Annotated in this window: 26 protein-coding genes; 14 read left to right on the top strand and 12 right to left on the bottom strand. The window is 44.4% G+C overall.

What is annotated here, in order from left to right:
- Nucleotides 1-98 precede the first annotated feature (98 nt).
- The 3 genes from L0P89_RS15150 to L0P89_RS15140 all read left to right on the top strand — a co-directional run bounded on the left by L0P89_RS15150 (nucleotide 99) and on the right by L0P89_RS15140 (nucleotide 4,465).
- On the top strand, nucleotides 99-866 hold the full coding sequence (locus tag L0P89_RS15150) for an outer membrane lipoprotein-sorting protein (protein WP_235265956.1): 768 nt from the start codon (nucleotides 99-101) through the stop codon (nucleotides 864-866).
- 23 nt (nucleotides 867-889) lie between these two features.
- Nucleotides 890-3,925: a WD40/YVTN/BNR-like repeat-containing protein gene (locus tag L0P89_RS15145; RefSeq protein WP_235265955.1), complete on the top strand. Its 3,036-nt coding sequence runs from the start codon at nucleotides 890-892 to the stop codon at nucleotides 3,923-3,925.
- A gap of 129 nt (nucleotides 3,926-4,054) precedes the next feature.
- Nucleotides 4,055-4,465 (top strand): glyoxalase, encoded by a 411-nt coding sequence (locus tag L0P89_RS15140; protein WP_235265954.1) that lies wholly within the window; start codon nucleotides 4,055-4,057, stop codon nucleotides 4,463-4,465.
- Here the strand turns inward: L0P89_RS15140 and L0P89_RS15135 are convergent.
- Nucleotides 4,454-5,134, bottom strand: coding sequence for a DUF2461 domain-containing protein (locus L0P89_RS15135; protein WP_235265953.1), 681 nt, complete (start codon nucleotides 5,132-5,134; stop codon nucleotides 4,454-4,456). The two genes, L0P89_RS15140 and L0P89_RS15135, sit on opposite strands and share 12 nt — an antisense overlap.
- 94 nt (nucleotides 5,135-5,228) lie before the next feature.
- Between L0P89_RS15135 and epsC the strand changes: the two genes are divergently transcribed.
- Both epsC and cysM read left to right on the top strand, forming a co-directional pair.
- On the top strand, nucleotides 5,229-6,020 hold the full coding sequence (gene epsC / locus L0P89_RS15130) for a serine O-acetyltransferase EpsC (RefSeq protein ID WP_235265952.1): 792 nt from the start codon (nucleotides 5,229-5,231) through the stop codon (nucleotides 6,018-6,020).
- Nucleotides 6,013-6,900: a cysteine synthase CysM gene (cysM, locus tag L0P89_RS15125; RefSeq protein ID WP_235265951.1), complete on the top strand. Its 888-nt coding sequence runs from the start codon at nucleotides 6,013-6,015 to the stop codon at nucleotides 6,898-6,900. Before epsC ends, cysM begins: the two co-directional genes overlap by 8 nt.
- Here cysM and L0P89_RS15120 read toward each other — a convergent pair.
- Entirely contained in the window at nucleotides 6,880-7,689 is an 810-nt protein-coding gene (locus L0P89_RS15120) for an alpha/beta hydrolase (protein ID WP_235265950.1), read from the bottom strand. The genes cysM and L0P89_RS15120 overlap by 21 nt on opposite strands.
- Complete coding sequence (locus L0P89_RS15115) at nucleotides 7,676-8,551, bottom strand: alpha/beta hydrolase (protein WP_235265949.1); 876 nt, start codon at nucleotides 8,549-8,551, stop codon at nucleotides 7,676-7,678. The genes L0P89_RS15120 and L0P89_RS15115 overlap by 14 nt, the downstream gene beginning before the upstream one ends.
- 147 nt (nucleotides 8,552-8,698) lie before the next feature.
- Here L0P89_RS15115 and L0P89_RS15110 point away from each other — a divergent pair, with 147 nt between their 5' ends.
- Complete coding sequence (locus L0P89_RS15110; protein ID WP_235265948.1) at nucleotides 8,699-9,919, top strand: DUF418 domain-containing protein; 1,221 nt, start codon at nucleotides 8,699-8,701, stop codon at nucleotides 9,917-9,919.
- Nucleotides 9,920-10,030: 111 nt separating this feature from the next.
- Nucleotides 10,031-10,513: a hypothetical protein gene (locus L0P89_RS15105; protein WP_235265947.1), complete on the top strand. Its 483-nt coding sequence runs from the start codon at nucleotides 10,031-10,033 to the stop codon at nucleotides 10,511-10,513.
- Nucleotides 10,514-10,523: 10 nt separating this feature from the next.
- On the opposite strand, the gene L0P89_RS15100 is transcribed toward L0P89_RS15105, so the two are convergent.
- Both L0P89_RS15100 and L0P89_RS15095 read right to left on the bottom strand, forming a co-directional pair.
- Entirely contained in the window at nucleotides 10,524-11,987 is a 1,464-nt protein-coding gene (locus L0P89_RS15100) for an AAA family ATPase (protein WP_235268056.1), read from the bottom strand.
- A gap of 164 nt (nucleotides 11,988-12,151) precedes the next feature.
- On the bottom strand, nucleotides 12,152-13,330 hold the full coding sequence (locus L0P89_RS15095) for a vWA domain-containing protein (RefSeq protein ID WP_235265946.1): 1,179 nt from the start codon (nucleotides 13,328-13,330) through the stop codon (nucleotides 12,152-12,154).
- A gap of 76 nt (nucleotides 13,331-13,406) precedes the next feature.
- On the opposite strand from L0P89_RS15095, the gene L0P89_RS15090 reads away from it, so the two are divergent.
- On the top strand, nucleotides 13,407-14,213 hold the full coding sequence (locus tag L0P89_RS15090) for a DUF1853 family protein (protein ID WP_235265945.1): 807 nt from the start codon (nucleotides 13,407-13,409) through the stop codon (nucleotides 14,211-14,213).
- 451 nt (nucleotides 14,214-14,664) lie between these two features.
- Here the strand turns inward: L0P89_RS15090 and L0P89_RS15085 are convergent, their stop codons facing one another.
- The 4 genes from L0P89_RS15085 to L0P89_RS15070 form a co-directional block, all read right to left on the bottom strand.
- Nucleotides 14,665-15,489 (bottom strand): DUF4249 family protein, encoded by an 825-nt coding sequence (locus L0P89_RS15085; RefSeq protein ID WP_235265944.1) that lies wholly within the window; start codon nucleotides 15,487-15,489, stop codon nucleotides 14,665-14,667.
- A gap of 178 nt (nucleotides 15,490-15,667) precedes the next feature.
- The gene (locus L0P89_RS15080) at nucleotides 15,668-18,073 is read right to left on the bottom strand and encodes a TonB-dependent receptor (protein WP_235265943.1); all 2,406 of its coding nucleotides are present in this window, start codon (nucleotides 18,071-18,073) and stop codon (nucleotides 15,668-15,670) included.
- Between the two features lie 128 nt (nucleotides 18,074-18,201).
- A complete protein-coding gene (locus tag L0P89_RS15075) occupies nucleotides 18,202-19,077 on the bottom strand; it encodes a phosphatase PAP2 family protein (RefSeq protein ID WP_235265942.1) in 876 nt (291 codons plus the stop codon).
- Nucleotides 19,078-19,548: 471 nt separating this feature from the next.
- Nucleotides 19,549-19,881: an ArsR/SmtB family transcription factor gene (locus L0P89_RS15070; RefSeq protein ID WP_235265941.1), complete on the bottom strand. Its 333-nt coding sequence runs from the start codon at nucleotides 19,879-19,881 to the stop codon at nucleotides 19,549-19,551.
- Between the two features lie 208 nt (nucleotides 19,882-20,089).
- On the opposite strand from L0P89_RS15070, the gene L0P89_RS15065 reads away from it, so the two are divergent.
- The 6 genes from L0P89_RS15065 (at nucleotide 20,090) to L0P89_RS15040 (ending at nucleotide 23,854) form a co-directional block, all read left to right on the top strand.
- The gene (locus L0P89_RS15065) at nucleotides 20,090-20,629 is read left to right on the top strand and encodes an RNA polymerase sigma factor (RefSeq protein ID WP_235265940.1); all 540 of its coding nucleotides are present in this window, start codon (nucleotides 20,090-20,092) and stop codon (nucleotides 20,627-20,629) included.
- Nucleotides 20,629-21,168, top strand: coding sequence for a hypothetical protein (locus tag L0P89_RS15060; protein ID WP_235265939.1), 540 nt, complete (start codon nucleotides 20,629-20,631; stop codon nucleotides 21,166-21,168). Before L0P89_RS15065 ends, L0P89_RS15060 begins: the two co-directional genes overlap by 1 nt.
- A complete protein-coding gene (locus L0P89_RS15055) occupies nucleotides 21,152-22,237 on the top strand; it encodes a hypothetical protein (protein ID WP_235265938.1) in 1,086 nt (361 codons plus the stop codon). The genes L0P89_RS15060 and L0P89_RS15055 overlap by 17 nt, the downstream gene beginning before the upstream one ends.
- A gap of 71 nt (nucleotides 22,238-22,308) precedes the next feature.
- On the top strand, nucleotides 22,309-22,974 hold the full coding sequence (locus L0P89_RS15050) for a hypothetical protein (protein ID WP_235265937.1): 666 nt from the start codon (nucleotides 22,309-22,311) through the stop codon (nucleotides 22,972-22,974).
- Nucleotides 22,974-23,111: a hypothetical protein gene (locus tag L0P89_RS15045; protein WP_235265936.1), complete on the top strand. Its 138-nt coding sequence runs from the start codon at nucleotides 22,974-22,976 to the stop codon at nucleotides 23,109-23,111. Before L0P89_RS15050 ends, L0P89_RS15045 begins: the two co-directional genes overlap by 1 nt.
- A 23-nt stretch (nucleotides 23,112-23,134) precedes the next feature.
- Complete coding sequence (locus L0P89_RS15040; protein WP_235265935.1) at nucleotides 23,135-23,854, top strand: head GIN domain-containing protein; 720 nt, start codon at nucleotides 23,135-23,137, stop codon at nucleotides 23,852-23,854.
- 289 nt (nucleotides 23,855-24,143) lie between these two features.
- On the opposite strand, the gene L0P89_RS15035 is transcribed toward L0P89_RS15040, so the two are convergent.
- The 3 genes from L0P89_RS15035 to hisF form a co-directional block, all read right to left on the bottom strand.
- Nucleotides 24,144-24,443: a GIY-YIG nuclease family protein gene (locus L0P89_RS15035; RefSeq protein WP_235265934.1), complete on the bottom strand. Its 300-nt coding sequence runs from the start codon at nucleotides 24,441-24,443 to the stop codon at nucleotides 24,144-24,146.
- A 176-nt stretch (nucleotides 24,444-24,619) separates the two neighbouring features.
- On the bottom strand, nucleotides 24,620-25,219 hold the full coding sequence (gene hisIE, locus L0P89_RS15030; protein ID WP_235265933.1) for a bifunctional phosphoribosyl-AMP cyclohydrolase/phosphoribosyl-ATP diphosphatase HisIE: 600 nt from the start codon (nucleotides 25,217-25,219) through the stop codon (nucleotides 24,620-24,622).
- Between the two features lie 91 nt (nucleotides 25,220-25,310).
- Nucleotides 25,311-26,069: an imidazole glycerol phosphate synthase subunit HisF gene (gene hisF / locus L0P89_RS15025; protein ID WP_235265932.1), complete on the bottom strand. Its 759-nt coding sequence runs from the start codon at nucleotides 26,067-26,069 to the stop codon at nucleotides 25,311-25,313.

The following is a 26,069-nucleotide window of genomic DNA, read 5'->3' as shown; positions in this document are numbered from 1 at the left end:
GGGCACAATTTGAGACAAAAGTGATTATTAATAAATACCTTGTAACATATTTCGTATAGTTGATACTAACAAGTTAATTCAAATCTAAATCTCTGAAAATGAAAACGATCAAAATCTTAACTTTTGTAGTTGCGTTAGCATTGGCAGCTCCGGCGCAAGCGCAAACTGCAGATGAAATCATCAGTACATATTTTGAAAATATTGGTGGTCTTGAAAACTTCAAACAGCTCGAGGGCATGAAGCTTGAGGGAAATGCCAGTCAGCAAGGGTTCGAGTTTCCCTTTACGGTCTTGCAGCTTAAAGATGGCAGGCAAATGTTCTCTTTCACCTTTCAAGGTAAGAAAATCAAGCAAGGTGTTTTTGATGGTGAGATATTATGGAACACCAATTTCATGACCATGAAAGCCGAGAAAAGCGATGCTGAGCAAACAGCCAATTTTAAATTGAACACCAATGATTTTCCCGATTCTTTTGTTGACTACAAAGAAAAGGGCTATACCGTTGAGCTCTTGGGCAACGAAACCATGGATGGTGCCGAAACCTTTAAGATCAAATTGGTAAAAGAGCCCATTACCGTTGATGGTGTTCAAGAAGACGATGTTTCGTTCTATTACTTTGATACCGAAAACTACGTGCCCATTGCAGTAGAATCAGTTGTTAGGGAGGGCCCTGCAAAGGGCAAAACCGCCAAAACCATCATGAGCGATTACCAAGAGGTAGAAGGGCTATACTTTCCTTTCTCGACTTCACAATATGTAGACGGAAACTTGATGTTCAGCATGACAATGGACAATGTTGAACTCAACCCAACGGTAGATGACGCTGAATTTGCCTTTCCCGAAGAAATTGCAGAAGAGAAAAAGTAACATTCACGCAACTCAACCCTATAATGAAAGGAAAGATTTTTAGTATCCTGGTGACACTGTTCATCGGGGGGCTATCGCTACAGGCACAGCAGACCTTGGCAGATATCAAGGGAAAAGAACTATTCGGTGACCTCAAGGCCCGCCATATTGGCCCGGCACTTATGAGTGGTCGGATCAACGATATGGAGGCACACCCGACCAACAGCCGTGTCATCTATGCGGGAACCGCAGGTGGCGGTGTTTGGAAATCAAAAGATGCCGGCACTACCTTCAATCCGATATTTGATGACTATTGCCAATCGATTGGGGCCGTTGAACTAGACCCGAACGATCCTGACAACACCATTTATGTGGGCACGGGCGAAACATGGACACGAAACAGTGTTTCTGTAGGTGATGGGCTCTATAAGTCGGTAGATGGCGGTTCGAACTGGAAAAAAATCGGGTTTGAAAATTCAGAACGTATCGCTAACATCATCGTAAATCCCCAAAACTCACAAGAAATCTATGTAGGGGTACTTGGTGCCTTGTGGGGCGATAGTGAAGAACGCGGTGTATTCAAATCGACCGATGGGGGTCAAACCTGGGAAAAATTACTCTACATAAACCCTAAAACGGGCTGTGCCGATCTGGCCATGGACCCGGGTGACCCCAATGTGCTATATGCTTCGATGTGGGAGTTTAGGCGTACCGCATGGTCTTTTGAATCAGGGGGCGAAAACAGTGCACTTTACAAGTCCGAAGACGGTGGGAAAACATGGAATAAAATCCATAACGGTTTCCCAGAGGGTAATTTGGGACGTTTGGCCATTGCCGTGGCAAAGACCAATCCGAAAGTGCTCTACACGGTCATTGAAGCAGAAAAAGACGAGCGCAAGGGACTCTATCGTAGTGATGATGCAGGAGCGTCTTGGAAACAGTTGAACAACGATTTCGGCATCACGGTGCGGCCGTTCTATTTCTCGAGAATTGTGGTTGACCCAAAAAATGAAGATGTTGTGGTCAAGGGAGGTCTGTTGGGCTCCATTTCACGTGATGGTGGCAAAACCTTTAAGAACTTGGGCAATATGCACGCAGACATTCACGATTTTGCGTTCAGCATTGATGATTCCGATATCATGTACGTGGGTACAGATGGTGGTGTTTACCGCACTTGGGACGGAGGCACTACCATGGAAATTGTTGAAAACCTGCCGCTCTCACAGTTCTATCATATAAGTGTTGATGATGCAGAGCCCTACAATGTCTATGGGGGGCTGCAAGACAATGGTTCTTGGTGGGGGCCTTCTTCCTCTCCCGGAGGTGTTGAGGCAAGAGATTGGAATTCTGTAGGCTTCGGAGATGGGTTCAGGGTATTGAAACATCCTACCAAAAACATCATTTATTCTGAAATGCAGGGTGCCGAGAACGTTTGGCGGGTCGATGTTGACAAAGATTTGGTAAAGACCATTCAACCCTTGCCCACTTCTGATGACCAGAAATTGCGTTTTAATTGGAATACCCCCATGGCCGTCAGCATTCACCAACCTGATAGGTTCTATATGGGAAGCCAGTATTTGCACAAATCGGAAGATATGGGCGACACCTGGGAAATCATCTCACCAGATTTGACCACAAACGATCCAGCCAAACAGAATCAAGAAGATTCGGGCGGCCTCTCAAAAGATAATTCAGGTGCCGAAAACCATACCACCATCTTTACGATAGCCGAATCGACCTTAGACGAAAATGTGATTTGGGTGGGCACAGATGACGGCAATGTACAGGTGACCCAAGATGGTGGCAAAACATGGACAAACACCATTGAAAACATCTCAGGCCTGCCAAAAAACACATGGTGCTATCATATCGAGGCCAGTTCTTTCGACAGGGGTACCGCCTATGCCGTGTTCGATGGGCATACACAGAACGATAAAAAACCCTATGCCTATAAGACCACTGATTTCGGAAAAACGTGGACAAATATCATTTCTGATGATGTGGTGGGCTTTGCGCGCAACATTCAAGAAGATTATGTGAATCCTTACCTGTTGTTCTTGGGCACCGAATTCGGACTCTACATTACTTTAGATGGTGGTAAAAACTGGAAAAAGTTCACCAATAATATGCCTGCCGTGGCCATTCACTTCATCGATCTGCAAAAAAAGACCGGTGACCTCGTGATGGGCACCCATGGTCGAGGTGTCATTATCATCGATGATATCTCCCCCTTACGGGAAATCAATGATGACGTATTGAACAAAACGGTACATTTCTTTGAGACCCCTTCAACGGTCATCGATGAAACCACCACTTTTTCTGGCAATTTTGGCAATGAGACGCAATTCGTGGGGCCCAATCGCTCGAAGAACGTTCGTTTGATCTATTTCCTCAAGAAAAGGCACACTTTTGGCAAAATGGCCATGGAGATCAAGAATGCAGAGGGCAGAGTGGTTGCGACCATCCCCCCTAGCAAGTCAAAGGGCATCAATGTTGTGGAATGGAACCATAAATTGAAACAGCCCAAAATTGCCACGGGAAAGACCTTTACTTTCGGTGGCTTCACGGCACCCAATGTCGCTGCAGGCACGTATACGGCCGTCATGACCAAAGGAAAAGAAACTTTTGAGCATACCTTCGAGTTGGTTTACGATGAAAATACAGGGCTGAACGATCAAGAAAGGGAATTGAAGAACGTCACTACAATGAAGCTTTATGACATGACCCAAGACCTTGCTTTTCTTGTGTACGAATTGGATGCACTTGTGGCCAGTGCCGAAGAGAGCGGTGACAAAAAAACGGTTTCAAAACTCAATGCGTTGAAAGAAACTTTGGTCATCACCACTGGCGACAATTACGTGGGTGCGGCCGAACCACAATTACGTGAAAAGATGGCCGATCTTTATAGCAAAGTGGCCGCCAGCTATGATGCGCCGACACCTGATGATATGCAAAACCTCAAAGTGGTTTCTGAACGCTTTTCAAAAGCCAAAGATGATTTTTCAAAATTGAAATCAAAGTACCTGAAAAAACAATCCATTGAATTGAAGAGCTTTGAAGAGTTTTTAGGTAGCAAATAAACACTAACTCAACTACTGAAAAGTCGCTCGTTTTGGGCGACTTTTTTTGTTTATAACCCCGTTGAAAAGTAATCATGGCCATCCAACCCATGAAATGATGAATATGTAATTTTATTCAAACCTTACATCATGGATCCACGGACCAAAAATCTCAAGGGCATCCGTCCTGAGGTTCAATCCGCAGTGCTACGCACCACCATTGGTGATGAAGAGCGCTTTCAAAACGAGACCTTAAGACCCATCATCAAGTTTCAGAACAACCTTTTCGTCGAAGTTTTCAAGAATTACATAAACAAGCATAAGGGCCGTTTTTATGAGCTTTCTGGGGAAGAGCGGTTTCATTATATAGAGAATTCGATTCAACGGGACATCAAATTCAGAAACTCCCTAAAAGGAATGGTCATCGGTCAATTCACCTGTGAAGAATACCTAGAATACATCAAAAATTCATCGGCCTTGAACAAGCGTATGATGAATATGGTCATCGAGCGTTTGAAAGATCAGGTACAGCTATTGCAGGTAGAAGTGCTAGCGCAATAGCGATTCGCCATTGAGATTAGTGGTCAAAATTTCGCTCATAAGGTCGAAATAGGGCCTGATGGCCAGAAAAGAGTCATTGACTTCATCCAAAAATGTTGGGGCAAATACCTCTTTGTCAGAAAAGTTTTTGACAAAGATGAACTGTTTCTTTTTGATCAAGTCGATATCGGGATGCTCCTTATCAAAACCTTTTGGGGCCGTTTTCACCTCTTCGCCCTCGAGACTTCCCCATATTTTCTTGAAGGGGCTTGCGTTTATCACCTTCCTGAAAGGTGCCGCATCCATCTCAAGTTCTTTTCTGATTCTGAACAGATCTTCTTTGTTGGGTTGCCAAAATCCGGTTGCAATAAAAGTTTCCCCTGGCTTCAACTGAAGGTAATATCCTCCTCGTAGATGGGCGCCCAGTCTTGAAAATGAACCCGCAAAATGGGCCTTATAAGGTGTCTTGTCAGAAGAAAAACGGACATCCCTATAAATTCTGAACATCTTGAGCTTTTCAATATCGTCATGCTGGCCCATACGCTCCTTTAGCAATTCATAAAAAGCCTTGACGTTTTTCTCATGTGATTTGAAAATATCCTTGTGTTCCGTAAACCAGTCGCGATTATTGTTCTGCCCCAGCTCTTTCAAAAAATCAAAAGTTTCTTTCTGTATCGTTTGGTTTTCCACGTTGCGCGACTAATGTGTTATATTTTAGCTAAAGTTAGCATTTTGCTTAGAAACTGTGGCCAATATGGCTACTTTTAAACAAACATTCGCGGCGATGAACAAGCAAGCAATCATTTCAGAATTGAAGCGGCACAAAAAGCAACCCTATTTAGACTATAGGTTAAAAAGAAAAACGGAAGCGTTTACCGACAAATTGTTCTACACGCTTTTCGATATCAAAACCCCTGTAGAAGAAAATCTGCCCCTTTTAGAGACCATGTTCGACGAACTGGTAACCTTGGCCTGTTGGGAAGTCGAAAAGCCCTGTAGCAAGATTTGGGAGCGCTATGTGCAACAACTTCCCGAAACCCTTGAAAAACTGAATATGGATGCCGAGGCCATTGTCAATGGTGACCCGGCCACACTATCGATTGAGGAAGTCTACATGGCCTACCCCGGTTTCTACGCCATCGCCATCTATCGTTTGGCCCATATATTGTACCAAGAGGGTTTTCCTTTGGTGCCGCGGTTGATGACCGAATATGCGCATCGACAGACCGGTGTCGATATTAACCCAGGTGCGCAAATCGGCAAGTCGTTCTTCATCGACCATGCCACGGGTGTTGTTATTGGTGAAACGGCGGTCATCAAAGACAATGTGAAAATATATCAGGGCGTTACCCTGGGCGCACTCTATGTCTCGAAAAACTTGCAAAAGACCAAACGCCACCCCACTATTGAATCAAATGTGACCATTTATGCGAACGCTTCCATTTTGGGTGGAGATACGGTAATTGGCGAAAATTCGGTCATCGGGGGCAATGCGTGGTTGACAAAATCGGTACCGCCCAATTCAACGGTCTTTCATAACCCTGAAATAAAAATCAAAACCGCCTCAAATGCCTAAATCTATATTGGACCTCATCGGCAACACGCCTTTGGTGGAATCAAAAGTGCTGAACCGTAACAAAAACGTAAAGGTTTTCTTTAAGTTGGAAGGGCAAAATCCTGGTGGGAGTGTCAAAGACCGTCCCGCTTACAATATGATCAAACGTGGACTCGAAAGGGGTGATTTTGATCAAAAGACCAAGCTTATCGAGGCTACCAGTGGCAATACCGGAATTGCATTGGCCATGATCGCCGGTATCTATGGGTTGGATATCGAATTGGTAATGCCCGAAAACTCGACCAAAGAACGGGTACAGACTATGCGGGCCTATGGCGCAAAGGTTACGTTGACAGCGGCCGATATAGGTATCGAGGGTTCAAGGGATTATGTAGAAGAAAAGGTCAAAAATCAAGGTTATCAAATGCTTGACCAATTTGGAAACCCTGACAATTGGAAAGCGCATTACCATACTACCGGACCTGAAATCTGGACGGATACCGATGGCAAGATCTCCCATTTTGTCAGCAGTATGGGCACTACCGGTACCATTACCGGCACTTCTACTTTTCTAAAGGAAAAGAATACGGCCGTACAAATCGTCGGAGTGCAACCAAGGGAAGGTTCAAAAATTCCCGGTATTCGAAAATGGTCACCCGAATATATACCGAGCATTTTCAATGCCGATAAGGTCGATGACATTCACTACGTGAACGAAGACGAGGCCATTGAAATGACCAAAAGACTGGCTGAAGAAGAGGGTATCTTTGCAGGTATGAGCAGTGGTGGTGCCGCCACTATCGCTCTTCGATTGGCCGCACAACTCAAAGAGGGTACCATCGTATCAATTGTGTGCGACCGTGGTGATCGCTACCTTTCTTCAGAACTTTTCGGTCAATAATACGAAATCAATACCTTCATGGTATGCGTCAAACTCGATCAAATTATTGTGGCCGCCCCCTTCAATGGTAAAGAAGTACTTGGTTTCTGTCGGAACGTATTCGAACAGTCTTTTGCCAGATTCATAAGGCACTACCCCATCATCTGTTCCGTGAAAAATAAAAACGGGGCATTTCGCATCTTTCATATATCGATATGACGGAAACCCATAGCGCATCAACGACTGAACCGGCAAAAAGGGAAAGCGTTCTTTGGCCACTTCCGCCAAACTATAAAAGGGGGTTTCCAAAATCAGTTTCTTGGGCTGGTTTTGCGAACAGAGATAAGTTGCCATGGCACTGCCCAATGAACGGCCGTACAAAATGATATCTTTTTCGTCATGGCTTTTTTTGGCATAGTCGTAAAAAAGCTGTGCATCACCGTAAAGTGCGCGTTCACTTAGCTTTCCCGTACTTTTACCATACGTACGGTAGTCCATGACAATGATATCATACTGTTTGCTGACAAAGTAAGAAGCGATTTCTCCCCAACGCGATAGATCTCCGGCATTTCCATGAAAGTAAAGAATCAATCCCCTAGGGTTTTTTGCCTTGAAGTGCAATGCGTTCAATCTGGCACCATCTGTGTTCGTGAGAAAAAATTCCTCAAAATCCTCTTCGAAAGCATAGTTGAAATCCTGAGGAAGTTTCGTGGGCAAAAAGATGAGTTTCTCTTGAAAGTAGGTCAACATGGCCATTAAAAGTATAAAAAAGGCGAGTAGCCCAAGTACAATCTTTTTAAGTTTTGACATTTGCCTTTTTTGCGGTTTCGCCTACATCGATGCTCGTACCTTTTAAACTGACCCTTCTCGGTTTCGAATTGATAATGTCACCTAACATTTTATGATACGATTCAAAGGTGTTCAAATCTTTATGTCCGCCACCGATCACCGTGTGCAATGTTGTCTGTTCAGATTTTATCTTTGAGAGTTTTACGCTGGTTTTGTAGGGTATCAATCTGTCATCGGTACCATGAATGATATGAATGGGGCACTGAACATATCTGAGCCATTTATGTGTGGGCATGGGAAACTTGATAAGTAGGGACAAGGGCATGAAGGGAATGAACTTTTTGGCCACTTTGCTCAGACTATAATAGGGGGCATCCAAGATCAGCATACGGGGGTTGTTCATCGAGGCCAGCTTTGTCGCGAAGCCCGAACCCAGTGAGCGACCATACAGAATGATGTACTTTTCAGATACTTTTTCCTTGAGCTTGTTATAGATTACCTGCATATCCCGTTTTACGGCTTTTTGAGTACGGCGACCCGTGCTTTTGCCAAAGCCTCGATAATCGACCATGATGACATCATACCCGTGACGGGTAAAATCTACCGCAAACTTGCCCCAACCTTTGATGCTCTTTGAGTTTCCCTTAAGATAAAAGACCACACCTTTGGGGTTTTGCGCTTTGAACCGTAACCCATTGATAGTGGCCCCATCACGGGTCTCGATATTATATTCTTCGGTCTCTTGGTTCTCATAATGGAATTGGAACTCTTTTGGTAGCTTTTCTGGCTTGAACAGAAAATAATCCTGAAGAAAATAAAGTGCCACGCTGAGCAGAATATACACAGCAACTACGATCAGAACTATATATGGCCAATCAAGCATCTAAACGCTTTTTGACAAAATACGAAAAAACATGGATTACCATTCACCTATGATAGGGTAAGGGAATTTGACAAATTCCTCATATACGGTGTAACAATTGATTTTTTTGGTTGTCTAATTAAATAACCAATCAGAAAACGACCAAGAATGGAAACCGGTACCATTGCCCCTAAATCGCCACGTATCACTATCATCGATGCCCTTAGGGGCTTTTCTTTGGCAGGAATCGTATTTGCACATATGTTGGAACACTTTGCGGGCGCTCCAATTCCCAATGAGGCCGTTGAAAGTATGAACCCTGGACTCATAGACCAAATTGCCAACGCATTTGTGAACATTTTCTTTCGGGGAAAGTTTTTTGCATTGTTCTCTTTTTTATTCGGTTTGAGCTTCTTCATACAAATGGACAATGCAGACCAAAAAGGAAACTCATTCAGCGCTCGTTTTCTTTGGCGGTTGATACTTCTACTGGTCATCGGATATGTACACAGTCTTTTCTACCGTGGTGATATATTGACCATTTATGCCCTATGTGGCGTACTTTTGATCCCGTTTTATCAAATCAGGTCAAAATGGGTCATTGCCGTCATGGCACTGTTATTTTTGGGGCTGGGCAGATATATCGTTTTTTCTTTTACGAACGGAGACCCTCTTTTTCTCAATGAGCCTTTTATGCCCGACAGTGAGAAAGCCGCGCAATATTTTGAACTTCTAAAAAATGGTTCTTTGCCAGCAGTGTTTCAGTCAAATGCCATTGAAGGGCACATGGTCAAAATGGAAGCGCAATTCGGAATATTTTCAAGGGGGTATTTGACTTTTGCATTTTTCTTGATGGGCCTTCTGGTAGGGAGGATAGGGCTGTTCAAAAACTTTCGGGAGCGGTCAGCACTTATCAAAAAATCGTGGATTACGGGCCTCATCATGTTTGTTTTGGCCGTGGGCGGCATGATCGGGGTTTTTGCCGCTCTAGGACCTGATTCCCAGTTCGATAATTGGTTGGCCATGATCGGGCTTACCCTTTTTGACCTTGCCAATGTCGCCATGACCATCATCATCATTGCCGTCTTCATCATTCTGTACAAAAAGCGAAAGCCCCATATGTTCTTGCAGCAATTTGCCCCCTATGGCAGAATGGCCCTTACAAACTATGTGGCACAGACCATAGTGGGCACGGCCATTTTTTATGGTTGGGGATTGGGGTATCTGGCACAAGTTCGAAACAGCTACGTCTTCTTATTGGCGATACTGGTGATTACCCTTCAGGTATGGTTCAGCAAATGGTGGTTAAAGAGGTTTCGATACGGACCGCTCGAATGGCTCTGGCGAAGTGCCACATTCATGAAATGGTACCCAATGAGAAGAAAATGACATCGCCAAAACGCCTTTTTACAACAAATATTGAATTATGGCCTTTTCTACAAAAATATGTCATTACAGATTCCGTTTAGGCATTGAACCCAGATTTTACCATTTATAGAAATGTCCACTTTTTTAAAAACGTATTGGAGACCCTTAATAATTATCTCGGCAATATGCTTACTGCTGACCGTTGTTTTTAATTTTTATGGCCTGTACACCAACAAGTTTTATTTTCTAAGATTGGATGGTTATCTGTTCGCCTTGATATCTTTGGCGCACTTCGTCTTTCTCTATGTGGTATGGTTCAAAATCACAGAGTCTGAATATCCCGATACGATCATGCGAAACCTCGAATATGTACTCTATGCATTGGCCCTATTGTACTTTTATAAGGTTATCGAAACTTGTTCCACTTTGTTGAGCCTAGGCGAGTATAGCGAGCATTTGATCTCCCCATATTTTCTCCCATTGGGCATCTTCCTCTTGGTAGTGCACTTTCTATTGCTTGCTACGACAATCGGTATATTCCTTATCAGAAGATTGATAATAGGCAGCTATCGAATCGATTATCTCAATGAAGATATCAACTCATGGAATCGATAGGGGTTCTTTCCTATAAATCCTTGATATAGCTGCTGTAGAGATCTTTAAGTTGATAGCCCTTTTCAAACCGGTGTTTACTCAATTTCTTGTGGGCCACCAATCCCCAAAGCAACAATTCCTTTAAAAAATAACTGTCTTGTTTTGAAAAATCAGGTTGGAATTTTTTGATGAGTGCGTTCAAGGGTGCAATCGAATCCAATTTATCATGATAGACCTCATCTGTATCTTCATCGAGCAGTTCGAAAGAAGCTTCTTCAAAAAACCAGCCCACCAGTTCGTCATAGGGTGATTCAACATCTTTTCGCTCCAATTTATCAATTCTTGAAAAATACATGGGGAAGAGGGTTTTTACCGACTCGTCGATCAGGGTCTCTGCCACAAAAGCGGCCCCTTCTTGTTCACCTTCATAGACGAGCTCTATCTTTCCCGTGATAGATGGAACCATACCCATGAAGTCGCTGAGCCTTAACATGGTTTTCTTTTCACCTGTCAACAAAGCCCTGCGCTCGGCCGTGCTCAATAGGTTCTCATAACCCGTAATGCTCATTCGTGCACTGACCCCGCTTTTTACGTCTACATATTCGCTTTTCCGGGCCTCGAAACCGATTTGTTCCAACAGTTCAAAGGCCAAATCGGGCACATATACCATTTCATGCTGCATCTCCCCAGCCCTCGCCTCTTGTATAGTGATCTTTTTGGCAATTTCTATGGATTCTGGGTAATGCGTCAAAATTTGGGAACCGATGCGGTCTTTCAACGGGGTAACGATACTTCCCCTATTGGTATAGTCTTCCGGATTTGCGGTAAAGATAAATTGCATATCGAGAGGGAGCCTTAGCTTAAAGCCCCTTATCTGAATATCGCCCTCTTGTAGAATGTTGAATAGGGAAACTTGAATGCGCGCCTGAAGATCGGGCAGTTCATTGATGACAAAGATGCAACGGTTTGCCCTGGGAATCATTCCGAAGTGAATGACCCTATCATCTGCATACGATAATTTTAGATTGGCCGCTTTGATGGGATCCACATCACCGATCAAATCGGCTACGGTCACATCTGGGGTGGCCAGTTTTTCATAAAAACGGTCATCGCGGTGCAACCACGTGATCGGTGTATCGTCTCCTTTTTCTTCTATCAAACTTTTCGCATATCGTGATAAGGGGTTAAAGGGATCGTCATTGATTTCAGAACCTGCCACAACTGGAATATATTCATCAAGTAACTTGACCATCAGACGTGCAAGTCTTGTTTTTGCCTGGCCCCTAAGACCCAAAAGATTGATGTTGTGCCGAGAGAGAATGGCCCTTTCCAACTCGGGAATGACAGAGTTTTCATATCCCCATACTCCCTCAAAGACCTGTTCCTTTTTTTTGATCTTACAGGTCAAGTTATCACGAAGTTCGTCTTTTATGCTTTTGCTCTCGTACCCCATTTTTTTGAGGTCTCCCAAGGTTGCAATTTTTTTAGCGTTCATATTAAAGGTGTCTTTCTTTTTCAATTTTTATCTGTATTTAGCTACATATCGGGCATAGGGCATCAACTGTCTCGATTGTCCATAAAAGGTTGGATTTCTTCACTTTGGCCTGTCTTTTATATGCCAAAAGTATGGCGTAGAGACGAATATTCTTTTCACTGACATCATCCCTTTATTCGTTTTCTTCTATTGTTTTCGTAATCTTCAAAGATCATCTCGCCCAATCCCTTTAGACCGGTATAAAATGCCTTTCCCTTGTTCGCTTGGGTAAACTCACGTACAAACTGCATCAAATAAGGGTCTTGCGCAATCATAAAGGTGGTGATGGGAATATGGAGTTTTCTGGCCTGTTGTGCCATGGCATAACACTTTTCCACTATATAATCATCAAGCCCCACACTATTTTTGTAATAGTCCCCATTAGGAAGCCGAAGACAGCTCGGTTTACCATCGGTGATCATAAAAATCTGCTTGTTGGTATTTCGTTTGCGGCGAAGCATGTCCATCGCCAGTTGCAATCCCGCAACGGTATTCGTATGGTAGGGTCCTACCCTGAGATACGGCAAGTCTTTGATGGGTATCGGCCATGCGTCGTTGCCGAAAACCAGAATGTCGAGCGTGTCTTTGGGGTATCGGGTCGTAATCAATTCGGCAAGGGCCATGGCCACTTTTTTGGCGGGTGTGATACGGTCTTCACCGTATAAGATCATACTATGACTGATATCGATCATCAATACCGTGCTCATCTGGGCCTTGTGGTGGGTATCTTCGACCACCAAATCATTTTCGTTAAGTGTAAAAGAGCCTATACCATGATTGATCTGGGCATTTTTAAGGCTTTCGGTCATCGAAATGTTCTCTAGGGTATCGCCAAAACGATATTCCCTGAAATCACCGGTATGCTCGTCTCCCCTTCCTGATTTTCCGGTTCTATGGTTGCCGGAACCGCTACGCTTGAGTTTTCCAAAAATCTGATCAAGGGCGCGCTGCCGCAACATGCGCTCCAATTTTGCGGTGATTGAAATTTTTCCCCTGCCTTGACCATCTTCGCCTTCTTCACCATCACCCGTTTCGCCCCCCGACTCTTGATAGCTATCGGGATCAAACTCTTCACGGATGTACCCTTTTCTTTTCAGGTCTTCAATAAAGTCATCGATAGTGTAATCATCATCGGTCAACTCATACTCTTTGTCAAGTTCGCGCAACCAATCAATAGCCTCATCGAAATCACCCGACGTATGCGTGATGAGTTCTTGAAATATCTCGAAAAGTTTTTCAAAAGGTGTTTGATCCGGAGCCTCGTAAGAAGTAAATCGAAAGCCTTTTCTTAAATTCATAGCCATTATATAAAAATAAGACATAATAATTTGCCCGTTTTTCTTTTTAAGAAAACTTAACGCTTTCGTTTAAGCTTGTGCAATGAATGGACAGTTGTTGAAAGGTTTTTACCATACGCCACCCCTTTGGACCAACCAACAATTTGGCCTTAGGCAATTTGAATTTCCAAAGTTGGACATGGGGTCCCGTACAAACTTTGAGCTACCTGAAAATCTTAGGCTGGGACATCAAATGGAGCATGTCTTCGGCCATTTGATTTCCTCTTCAAAAGAATACGAGGTTGTTTTCAATAATTTGCTTGTCGAAGAAGGCAAAACAAGGGTCGGTGAGCTTGATTTCATATTAAAGAATAGGGCCTCACAAAAGTTCATCCACGTAGAGTTGGCCTATAAGTTCTATATCATCAATCCTGATATTTCAGAGCCCATCTATCGTTTAATGGGCCCCAACAAACGTGATATGTTCTATACCAAGCTTGATAAATTGAAAGAAAGACAACTGCCGCTTCTTTTTCATGATAGCTTGTCATCGTATTGGACATCCATAAATATCGATTCATTGGAGATTGAACAACAATGCTGTTTTAAAGCCCAACTTTTTGTTCCTTATCTTGAAGATACCGCATATATTAGGCCATTGAACACCAACTGCATTTCCGGAAAATGGATACGCTTTGACGATTTTGATTCAACAGATTTTCGTAATGCACAGTATTACATTCCAAAAAAATTGGAATGGGTAATCACGCCACACCATGAGGTTGTTTGGCAAAATCATTATGAAACCTTACTAGAGGTCAACTTGCGAATGGTCAGGGAAAATGCCCCAATGGTTTGGGCAAGGAACCCTTCTGGGGGAATTGAAAAGCTATTTGTGGTGTGGTGGTAATAAAAATTCTCATGACATCCTACTTCGAAGGACACTCGAACTGATAGTGCTCCATAACTTCCGTTTGACCTGTAACTTTCAGTTTTTGACCAAAAAAGTGCCGGGCGCTAGCAACCCGACACTTTCACACATCAAACCAACCAAAGCTTGATTTTAAAAGACTGTCATTTCGAGTGTGCGATCTCGATACCTATTGGGAGAGCGACGAGAAATCTATTTTGATGGGATTCCTCCTCATACCTTGCACTTCCAACCTCGCACTTCCAACTTCATACTTCCTACCTCGTACCTCTAAACTCGTACCTCGTACTTCCAACCTCGTACTTCCAACCTCGTACTTCCAACCTCATACTTCCAACTTCATACTTCCTACCTCGTACCTCTAAACTCGTACCACGTACTTCCAACCTCATACTTCCAACCTCATACTTCCTACCTCGTACTTAACACTTTACTGCTCTTCCACAAAAGTGTAGCTGGTCTTATCCACTTCGGTCAACCTAAAATACCCAAAGGCATAGTTGTCGGAATTGGTCTCATTGATACAATTGCCGCGTACCGCAACGGGCGTAGTTTCAAAGATGCCCACACCTCCCAATTGGTCGGCCAGAATCTTGATGTAATCGTAATACGCTCTCGAGATACCGTACATTTCAATGTCGACCACATCGCCGGGTTCAAATGGGTCAACATCATCTTCATCTTCGATTTCATACCACCAATCAATTTCATTACCGTTCACAAATTCATCTTCGGCCACTTCGAGATCGGGTAGTAAATCGCCCTGGCGTTGAAATTTGAAAAGGTAGTGGTCTCCCTCGGTTTCGGGATCGGTGAACACCACGTGTACCTCCAGAATTTCGGAATCAAAACCTTCTTCGCGAGCTTGAAACACATCGGTGATCTCCGTTACCGGCATCATGGTTTCCTGTGCGGTAAATACCTCACCGTTGTACTCAATTCGCAGGGAATATGATTGTCCCAAAACCGGTTGAAAGCTATTGGTTCGATACTCCCCATTGTTCTGGTCGGCAAAAACAAATTGCGCCCCACTGGTATCGTTGGTGACCACCACCGAAGCGCCCATGACATCGGTAATGCTATTGGTATCAAAAAATGGGGTGGATTTCCGTAATCGGATGGTCTGTACATTGCCCGTGGTTCCCTTTTCCCAATCCAAAGAGGCTTCCACCACCAAACGTTCCGGACCGTCTTGCACTTCCACATCCACCACGTCAGTACAGGAAGCCAGTGTCACTAGTAGTAAAAATACCATTGCCAAACGGGGGCAAAAATTCGTAACTTCGAGTGATTCCGATGACTCGGAATTGTATCGAAAAGCGAATTTTTGAAACTTTGTAATTCGCTTATCGATATTTCTGCGGATGGCCGACACTAGACCAAACAAATTTTTGGTCACTAGGTTAGTATATTTTCTGATTGATTTCATCTGTTTAAAATTTAAAGTTGTAGGTCAATGAGGGTACAATGCCAAAAATGGCCGTACGGGTGGCTTCGTTTGCCCCGGTTTCGAGATTTTGCCCAAAAGAAATGGCAGCGGCGTTCTTTCGATGGTACAGGTTGTACACACTCAACACCCACTCGCCTTTAAAGCGTTTGTTTTGGTATTTTCTGGGTTTATAGGTCATGGCAACATCTACACGGTGATACGCGGGCAAGCGGTCTGAATTTCTAGGCGCATAGCTGGCGATGGACAAGTCTTCGTATAAATACTGACCGTTTGGATAGGTCACGGGCCTACCAGTCTGAAAGATCATGTTGGCGCCAAAGCTCCATTGGTCGTTCAAACGATAATTTCCCGAAACGGAGAGGTCGTGGGTGCGGTCAAAGAAGGTATTATACCAATCTCCCTCATTGATGCCCGGGCCACCGGCGCTGCCCCCTAGAGTGCGCTGTTCTGATTTGGAAAGCGTATAGGCGATCCAACCCGTCAGGTCGCCCTCATTTTTGCGAAGCAAGAGTTCCAATCCATAGGCCCGCATCTCGCCGTTCAAAATTTCGGTCTCAATGGTATTCTGGCCAATAAGTTCAGACCCATCGATATAGTCGATACGATTGTCTACCGTTTTATAATAAGCCTCCACCTCCAAGGAGTATTCCTTGTTCAAGAAATTGCGGAAGTAGCCCAAAGCGTACTGATTCGACAACTGTGGCTCGATAAAGGGCCCACTGGGGGTCCACACGTCCAAGGGCGTGACCGAAGAGGTATTGCTCAACAAATGAATGTACTGTGCGGCCCGCGAAAACCCCACTTTTATGGAGGCATCCTCGTTCAAGAGGTAGGCCACGGATATTCGAGGCTCAAGGTTGCCGTAGGTTTTGATGGACTCGCTTCGGGCGAAATCGGTCTCGCCAATGGCCTCTCCCCTTTCGTAAATGCCCAAGGTGGCATTATAGACCACGGGCTGTCCGTTGGCATATTCCGTAATGGGTTGTCCGCCCAAGCGTGAAAAAGCACTGTACCGCAGACCGTATTGGGCCGTCAATTTATCGGTCAACTTGTGCTCGGCATTGATATAGGCCCCGCCTTCCAAGGCCCGCTTTTGGTCTAGTTGCAAGGGATTCACGGGAGAGCTTTCCGAAGTGGGCTGCACCTGTCCCGGATCAAAATCGTAATAGATGCCGTTAAGTCCAAAATCTAACGAAAACTTGTCGTTCAGATAATATTTTAAATCGTATTTCAGGTTGTAGTTGGTGATGGACGATACCCATTCAAAATCATCTTGGTCAAAGTTCAGATCATAGTCATACCGACTCACGATAGCCGATAGGTTAGAGAACAGTCGGTCGTTAAAAATATGGTTCCAGCGCAGGTTGCCCGAACCGTTGCCGTAGCTGTTCTCAAAAATACCTGCAAAGTCAAAGGCATCACGACCAAAATAACCGCTCAAAAAAAGTTTGTTGTTCCGGTTGATGCTGTAATTCGTCTTGAGGTTCAAATCGTAAAAGGAGACCCGGTTGTCTTCCCCTGCTGCGGCCAAGATCAAATCGACATATGAGCGGCGCCCGGCAATCAAAAAGGAGCCCTTATCCCCAAAAACGGGACCCTCGGCCGTCAATCGACTGGATATCAGCCCAATGCCGCCGGTCATCGCAAAGTTCTTGCTGTTGCCGTCTTTTTGGCGGATGTCCAATACCGAGGAGACCCGACCGCCGAAGCGTGCGGGAATGCCCCCTTTGTAAAGTTTTACATCTTTGATGGCATCGGCATTAAAGACCGAAAAGAACCCGAACATATGCGAGGTGTTGTAGATAATGGCCTCATCGAGCAAGACCAGGTTTTGGTCCTGCGCGCCCCCACGTACGTGAAAGCCGCCCGTACCCTCACCGTTGTTGGTGACCCCGGGCAAGAGCTGTAGGCTCTTTAGCACGTCCACTTCGCCCAAGACGACGGGGGTCTGTTTGATGGTGCCCACGTTCATCTTTACCACGCTCATCTCGGGTTTGCGCAATAGGGCCCGTTCAGGTTCTTCGGCGGTGACCACCACTTCATCGAGTTCGGTGGAAAATTCGGAAATCTCCACATCTCGCTTGATGTCCTCGTTCAATTGAATCTTGAGGTTCACATCGGTATAGCCCATGTACGAGATATTGAGCACGTATTCCCCCTCTGGGGCGGTGATGGAATAAAACCCATATTCGTTGGTGACCCCACCGATAGTGGTGCCGGTGAGGAATACGGAAGCCCCAAAGAGGGTCTCCCCATTGCTTTTGTCGGTAATGGTACCGCTAATGGTGTGGCTGGTCTGACCATAGGCCAACAGGCAGCCGCAAAAATAAAGTCCGAGCAACCAAGGTATTTGCGGGATTGCTGGACTTAAAACTACACGTTTGTTCATTTTCTGATTTTTGATGGTTGTTATACATTTTACACCACCAGAGACAAATCAAAAAAGGAAGGGTTGCATGAAGGAAGAATTAGAGGTTGTTTATTGAAAATTGGTTTGGTTGTATTTATAAGGACGTTCTATTCCCACTCCCCCTTTGCCGCCCTTAAATCTTCCTGAAACTTGGGGTTGGTCCACATAGCAGTCAGCATGTCATGCGCCAATACCTGGGCCGCTTCTTCATCACTGGGGTAATGAATGCCCATAATTTCACGGGACTCCCCTATCTCATAGGCCAGGGCCAAAAATTGTGGTCGTTTTTCAGGCACCAACTCGCTCCATACAAAAGCTTGGATATACGCCCAAAGGGTATGCCCACTGGCAAACGAAGGCGACCCCATGATGGCCAAGGGTTGTAGTTTGGGTTCCAATACATAGGGTCGGGCACGCAGCAGATGGTATTTTACGGTAAACTCCATGATGCGCATGTCTTTGGTCACACCTTGCAACAGTTTAAAGGTGGCCGGGTAGTTGGCCGCCGTGCAGTGTTCGCCCAGCACTTCCCTACCCTCGAACATGAGGTCTTTTACATTCTTATCGTAACGCTCATGGTCTTTTTTCACGTCAACATGCGGCCAATAGCCGATGGGTGCCAACACTTGTGAGCTACGTTCCACTTGGGCGGGAGTACGCTTGTTTTGCCATTCCAGAAGGAATTCCAGTTCGGCTTTGGTCTGATCTGAACTGTTGGCCGGAAAGGCCATGGCATTTTTTAGTGCTTCTACCTGATTTTGGTTCAAATAAGCTGGGGCCATCAAGAGGTACGACAGCGCTGACGAGCGGTACTGATTGGGCGTAAAGGAAATTCGGTCCATATCAGCGCGCTCCGCATTGGGTCGGGCATCCAATTGTTGCAATTTTGCATAATGATTCTTGGCGGGCTCTAACGGATGGAGCGATTGCGCATAGGGTCGAACACTAGGTACTAGAAGCAGAAGAAGCAGCACTTTTTTCATGGGAGGTGGATTTTATAAATTTATATATCGCCTATTAACGATATACGAATTTAGTAAATCCGTTTAGAAAAACAAATCTTTTTAAAACTTGCTCGTTTGTGTGTATCGATCCCATAGCTCAATACCCTTCACGCTAAAATCCGTCAGTTTGAGTGTCCCGACCACAGGTCGGGGTGTATCGAAAACAAGGATTTTGGACCAGAACACATTCTCGATACGATTTTTCGCTCCGCTTCGACAAGCTCAGCAATCACTCAAAATCACTCGAATTGACATTTTAGCTGTTGGTTTAATTCACAATGGACAGACATGTCATGTCAAAATCCGTCAGTTTGAGTGCCCCGACCACAGGTCGGGGTGTATCGAAAACAAGGATTTTGGCTCAGAACACATTCTCGATACGATCTTTCGCTCCGCTTCGACAAGCTCAGCAATCACTCAAAATCACTCGAATTGACATCTTTGGAAAGGTCACCCTTTTAACGCACCTACTGTGACCGCAAATTTCTCTAACAGTTGATAGTTCAATTCGTAATGGACGAACTTATCATGCTGTTCGGTAAGAAAGAGTCCCGCTTCCTTTAAAATTTTGACATGCTGTGATATGGTCGATTGTGAATACTCGAACATGTTCACCAGATCCTTGTTGCAGGTAACATTGTCAACCCCTCGCCCATTGTTCTTTTCAGACAAGTAACGTACCAAGGCCACGCGTACGGGATGTGCCAGGGCATTGGCGATTTTGGCCACCTCTTGATCCGTTTCATTGATGTACTTGCTCGAAATTTCGGTACGTATGCGCATTGTGAATCGTTTATTACAAATGTACGATATCTAAAAATCTCTCGACCACTCCTTCCTTTGACCCATTATGTCCATTCCATATAATTAACAGTCAAATTTTAAATTCGTATTCCGAACTTTTAACTTTGAACTTCCAACTTTTTCCTCCCTAAGTGCAACCCTTTACTTTTGTGATTGTCTTTAACTACAGCACATCAACCTTTAATCGTTGGAAACCGACATTCGCTTTACACATCAAAACCTGGTCGAGCAATGCAAGATGGGCAATGCCAGTTCGCAATACGAGCTGTATAGCCTGTACGTAGATGCCATGTTCAACGTAGGGATGCGGTTTTTGGGGAACAAAGAAGATGCCGAAGACATTGTGCAAGACAGTTTTGTAGATGCCTTTAAAAAGCTGCACACCTTTAAGTATGAAAGCAGTTTTGGGGGATGGCTCAAACGGATCGTCATCAACAAGAGCATCAACCACCTCAAGGCCAAACGGGTGCCCGTTGTGCCCATGGAAGCACACGAGTTTTATCTGGCCGATGAGGAACCAGTGGAAGCGGATGCCGTTGATGTACAGAAGGTGAAGTTAGGCATTGCAAAACTGCCAGAGGGCTATCAGCAGATCATCAATCTGTATTTGATCGAAGGCTATGACCATGTGGAAATCGGAGAGATTTTGGGAATCTCGAGCAATACGTCAAAATCGCAGTACCACCGGTCAAAAAAGAAATTATTGAAAATCATAAGCGAATTGTAATGGACAATTTTGAAAAGCATATTAGGGAAAACACCGCCCAGTTCGATGAGCACAAAGCAGATCGTGCCAAACTTTGGGCCAATATCTCTGCAGCACTTGAACAGTCAGAACCCAAAGTGATTCCGCTTTGGAAACGGCCCATGCTTCGTATCGCTGCCAGTATAGTGCTGTTGTTGGGCATTGCCAGTTTTATCGGCTTGTCTGTTTACAGGGGCGGAACCACCGATACCCAATACGTCTCCAAAGAACTGTTGGAAATCGATATGCACTACAAAAACCTGGTTTCGTACCAAGTGCAATTGGTACGGAACAGTCCCAATCTTTCTGAGATGGATAAAGCCGAGTTTTTGTCCTTCATGGACGAACTAGATGCTGAATATGAGACCCTTCGCGAAGAAATGCGGAACAACCTTGACAATGAGCGCGTGCTAGAGGCCATAGTGGCCAATTACAAGAAGCGAATTGAGCTCATTGAGAATTTATTGCAACAGCTGAACGATACTAAAAAACCAGATGAAGATTATGGCTACACCTTATAAAATACTCCTGTGGATGGCCTTGGTGTCATTATCGGTGCACGTAAGTACCGCCCAGGAAAGGGTATCGAAAACCGTGGAACGAAGTTTTCCGCTCACGAATGCGGGTGAACTTGAACTGGAAAATAAATATGGAAATATTTCCGTGACCGGATGGGAGCAGGATAGGGTTTCCGTCAAAATCGATATCAGGGTAAACCACCGCAAGCGGGATAACGCCAGAGATTTGTTGGGGCGTATCGATCCCATAATCAAGTCAAGTAGTGGCTATGTTTCCATTACCTCTGAAATTTCCAATAAAAATACGGGCTGGTTCGCCGATTTCTTCAATCGCACCAATCCCATTGACTTTGACCGTAGCCGGGTGCAAATAGATTATGAGGTGTTCATGCCCAACAAAGCAGGGCTTAAAGTGACCAATCGCTTTGGCGATGTGCTCATTGAAGATTGGAGCGGTGAATTGAACACCTTGATCGAACACGGCGACCTTTGGTTAGGTGAAGACTTGAACAAGGCCGACATCATCTTAAAATTTGGAAAAGTGCGCGCCAGAGATCTGGACTATGCCAGTCTAAACTTGAAAAATGGGGAATTGGACATGGAAAATTCCAAGAGCCTACGATTGAACAGTGATGGTATGGAAATGAAAATGGGTACGGTAAACGCCTTGGAAATCTACTCCAATAAAGATGACATTGTGGTAACCGAAGTAGGCACGATCTATGGGAGCCTAAAATTCAGTACCCTAAACTTAGAACGCCTGACCCAAGATGTGGATCTGACCATGAAAATCGCTGATTTTAGGGTAGCACAGATCATTGGGCCTGAAACCGAGATAGTCATTGAGCAGGAATCGTCGGACATCAACTTGACCGTCACCGATTTTTCGCATCGCTTTGATGCCACCTTGGAACAGGGCGTGGTGCGCTTACCGAAGTCTTTTGAAAATGTGAAATCTGATATGCTCGATAAGGGAAAAAAGCTAAGAAAAATCCAAGCTACGTATGGTGAGAGCAAAGAGGGCACAATCAGTATTAATGGAATCAAGGGAATCGTCACCCTTCGGGAATAATTTTTTGTAAAGGTGCAACCTTTTATGAATTTAATTGTCTTTAGAAGAAATCAATCAAATAAACAAGTACGATGAACCATCAAAAATCAATCTTCCTACTGTTCCTTTTTCTTTCTGCCCTAGTGCTCAAAGCACAAGATGATGATGGCAACTACATCACTTTCAACGATCGTAGAAATGTGGTACACGGCGTATACCTGGGCATTGGTCTGGGCTATGGTGAAATTGAAGGTGAAGACACCTACATCGGTAGCTTTAAAGTGGCCTATGTGGCCAACCGACAGTTTGAAGTCGGGTTTTTGGCCAAAGGGCTGTATTCAAGACAGAATATTTTTAATCCGCGTAGCGGCGAAAATGACGATTTGTTTGCTGGCTACGCCGGATTTCATTTAGAACCCATTCTTTTTGGGAGATCGGCCGTTAGCCTTTCGTTTCCACTATTTATAGGTGGCGGCGCAGTGGGTTATGTTGACCGTGATACCATTGATAATGAAGAGGATTTTGACTTTGACGACGACGACTTGGATGCCGTTTTTGTTTTGGAGCCCGGGGTAAGCGCCCTTTTCAATATTTCGCGATTTGTACAGATAGAAGCTGGGGTAAAATACCGTTTCTCCAGTGAAATAGAACTGGTTGACAGTCCGATCGACCGTATCAATGGTTTTAGCACTGAAATCGGAATAAAGTTGGGGATTTTCAATATGGGCAGAAACCGATATAAAAAGCAACTGGACTGATGGAAAAGCGAAGTAAAAACAGACCAGAGCCCATACCAACGGTCAAAGTCTATTCAAAAAACGAGACCGTTTTTACCAAGGACGAACAAGAAAATTGGATGCCCATACACTTTAATTGGATTCCGATTCACCGATAAATAACTTTTAAACATCAATCAAAATGAAATCAAATGTAATTTTTGGCCTTTTGGCCACAGCACTACTTGTGTCTTCCTGTGACACAGAAACCATAAGGGTTTCAGACGAAGTTTCGATTCGGGAGTATTCCCTTACCGATTATTCAAGACTTCAGGTCTCCGGTGATTTTGATGCCTTTGTGCGCTTTTCAGATACTGAAGAACGCATTGAGATCGAGGCCAATACCAACCTACATGACAAGATTGTCGTTTCAAAAGACGGGAACACCTTGAGAATTCGACTCGAAAACAATGTGAACGTTCGCGGTAATGCCACGATGAAAGCGTACATCACCACTCGAAATATTGCTGACTACCGGGTTTCTGGTGACTCCCATGTCGAATTGGAAAATGTGTTGATAACCGATAATGTTTCGATAGATGTCACAGGGGACAGTCGCTTTACCGGAGAAATGGAAACCAATACCCTTTTTGTTGACCTCAAAGGCGATTCAGAAGTCGATATTTTCGGAACGACCACCAGGCTCGATGCCGATTTAAGCGGAGATAGTGAATTGAAAGACTACGATATGTACGTTGAAGACCTGGTTCTAAAACTCACCGGCGATAGCGAAGCCTATCTTTCAGTGTCCCAGACCATTGATATTGATGCCTCTGGTGATAGTGTTTTGAACTATCGCGGCGATGCGGAAATAATCCGTCAACGATTGAGTGGGGATTCCAAGATTCAAAAGCGGGATTAGTCAATAACGTCAGTTCGAGTGTCTGACGAAGGAGGATGTATCGAGAACCCCTGTCGGCACCAAGCTTCTCGATACATTCTCAATTTCGTTACCACTCAATTGAAAACACTCGACGTGACACCGTGGTTTGTCTATGGGCATGGAAAGTGCCGTCAGAACATTGCACCAATATCAGTTCGAGTGTCCGACCAAGGAGGATGTATCGAGAACACCTGTCGGCACCAAGCTTCTCGATACATTCTCAATTTCGTTGCCACTCAATTGAAAACACTCGAAGTGACACCATTTATTACTTGTTGGTTTTGAACTTCTTTTTAGCAAGGTTTGGCAACTGGTCAAAATTGCCTGAAATAAGTGCTGCTTTCTTAGCCTTAGACCATTTCTTGATTTGTTTTTCCGTTGCTATGGCTTGAGCTGCTTCAGTAAAATCACAGGAAAATACAAGTTTGACAGGTCTTCTGGAATAGGTATAACTGTCACGATACTTACCCGCTTTATGGGACTGTAATCGCTTGGTTAGGTCTGAAGTAATTCCGGTGTAGAAAGTACCGTCAGAACATTCTAGGATATAAACATGGAAGATTTTCATTCTTTTGAAATGATATGGATGTCAGTTCGAGTGTCCGACGAAGGAGGACGTATCGAGAACCCATGTGAGCACCAAGCTTCTCGATACATTTTCAATTTCGTTACCACTCAATTGAAAACACTCGAAGTGACACCGTGGTTTGTCTATGGGCATGGAAAGTACTGTTTGAACATTGCCTATTCATGTCTTGATTCCAATACCTTAACCACATCGTTCAATTCAAAACCTTTCGCTTGAAGTAAAATCAAAAGATGGAACAACAAGTCGGCACTTTCATTTAAGAAAAGGTCGTCATTGTCATCTTTGGCCTCGATGACCATTTCTACAGCTTCCTCCCCAACCTTTTGAGCGATTTTGTTTATCCCCTTTCGAAACAGGGAAGCCACATAACTTTTTTCATCTTCTTGGTTCTTTTTTCGGGAAGTGATAATGTCTTCCAAATGGCTCAAAAAACCAAAAGCTTGGGTATTCTCTTCCCCCCAACAGGTATCGGTACCGGTATGGCAGGTAGGGCCCACAGGATTGACCGCCACAAGAAGTGTGTCTTTGTCACAGTCTACCTTTATATCGACCAATTTTAAAAAATTGCCGCTCTCTTCCCCTTTGGTCCACAAACGTTGTTTGCTGCGGCTAAAAAAAGTGACCTTCTTTGTGTCCTTTGTTTTTTGGAGGGCTTCATCGTTCATAAAACCGAGCATCAACACATTCTTTGTTTTGGCATCTTGAATGATTGCCGGTATGAGCCCATCTGGATTTTTGGTAAAATCTACATTCATTTTTGAAATCTTGGGTCACCCTGAACGGAATCGAAAAGTCTAGATTTCTCAACCGCCCCTGCCTTGCCGTCAGGCAGGCTTGAAATGACATTTATGATAATCGAACCGGAATTCCTTTCTTCTTTAGTTCGTTCTTTAAATCGTTAATCGCTATTTCCTTAAAATGAAAAACACTGGCGGCCAATGCCGCATCTGCTTTCCCTTCGATAAACGTATCGGCAAAATGCTGCACGTTGCCCGCTCCGCCTGAAGCGATGATCGGTATATTGACCAACCCAGAAAGTTTCGCCAAGGCTACATTGGCAAAACCATTTTTGGTACCGTCATGGTTCATCGAGGTGAACAGTATCTCACCCGCACCCCTTTTTTCAACTTCTTTTGCCCATTCGAACAGGTCAATGTCGGTGGGCACCTTGCCCCCTACCAAATGTACTTTCCATTGCCCGTCAACCTCTTTGGCATCAATGGCTACCACGATACATTGCGAGCCAAATTTGGCCACCAACTCATTGATCAAATCAGGATTCTTTACCGCTGAAGAGTTGATGGACACCTTGTCGGCTCCATTTTTTAAGAGCATTCCGACATCTTCGACCGATGAGATGCCCCCGCCCACGGTAAAGGGAATATCAACCTTTTCGGCCACGTGATAGACCAATTCGGCCAAGGTGCGCCGTTTTTCCTCCGTGGCCGAAATATCTAAAAAGACCAATTCATCAGCTCCCTGTTCTGCATAGAATCGGCCCAGTTCAACAGGGTCGCCCGCATCGCGCAGATTCACAAAGTTCACCCCTTTGACCGTACGGCCATCTTTAATATCAAGACAGGGTATTATTCTTTTCGCCAACAT

It is taken from the genome of Muricauda sp. SCSIO 65647 (assembly GCF_021534965.1).
In the GTDB taxonomy this organism is placed as follows: domain Bacteria; phylum Bacteroidota; class Bacteroidia; order Flavobacteriales; family Flavobacteriaceae; genus Flagellimonas_A.
Note: the sequence above shows the minus strand (reverse complement) of the source record. Positions and strands in the feature narration are given on the sequence as shown.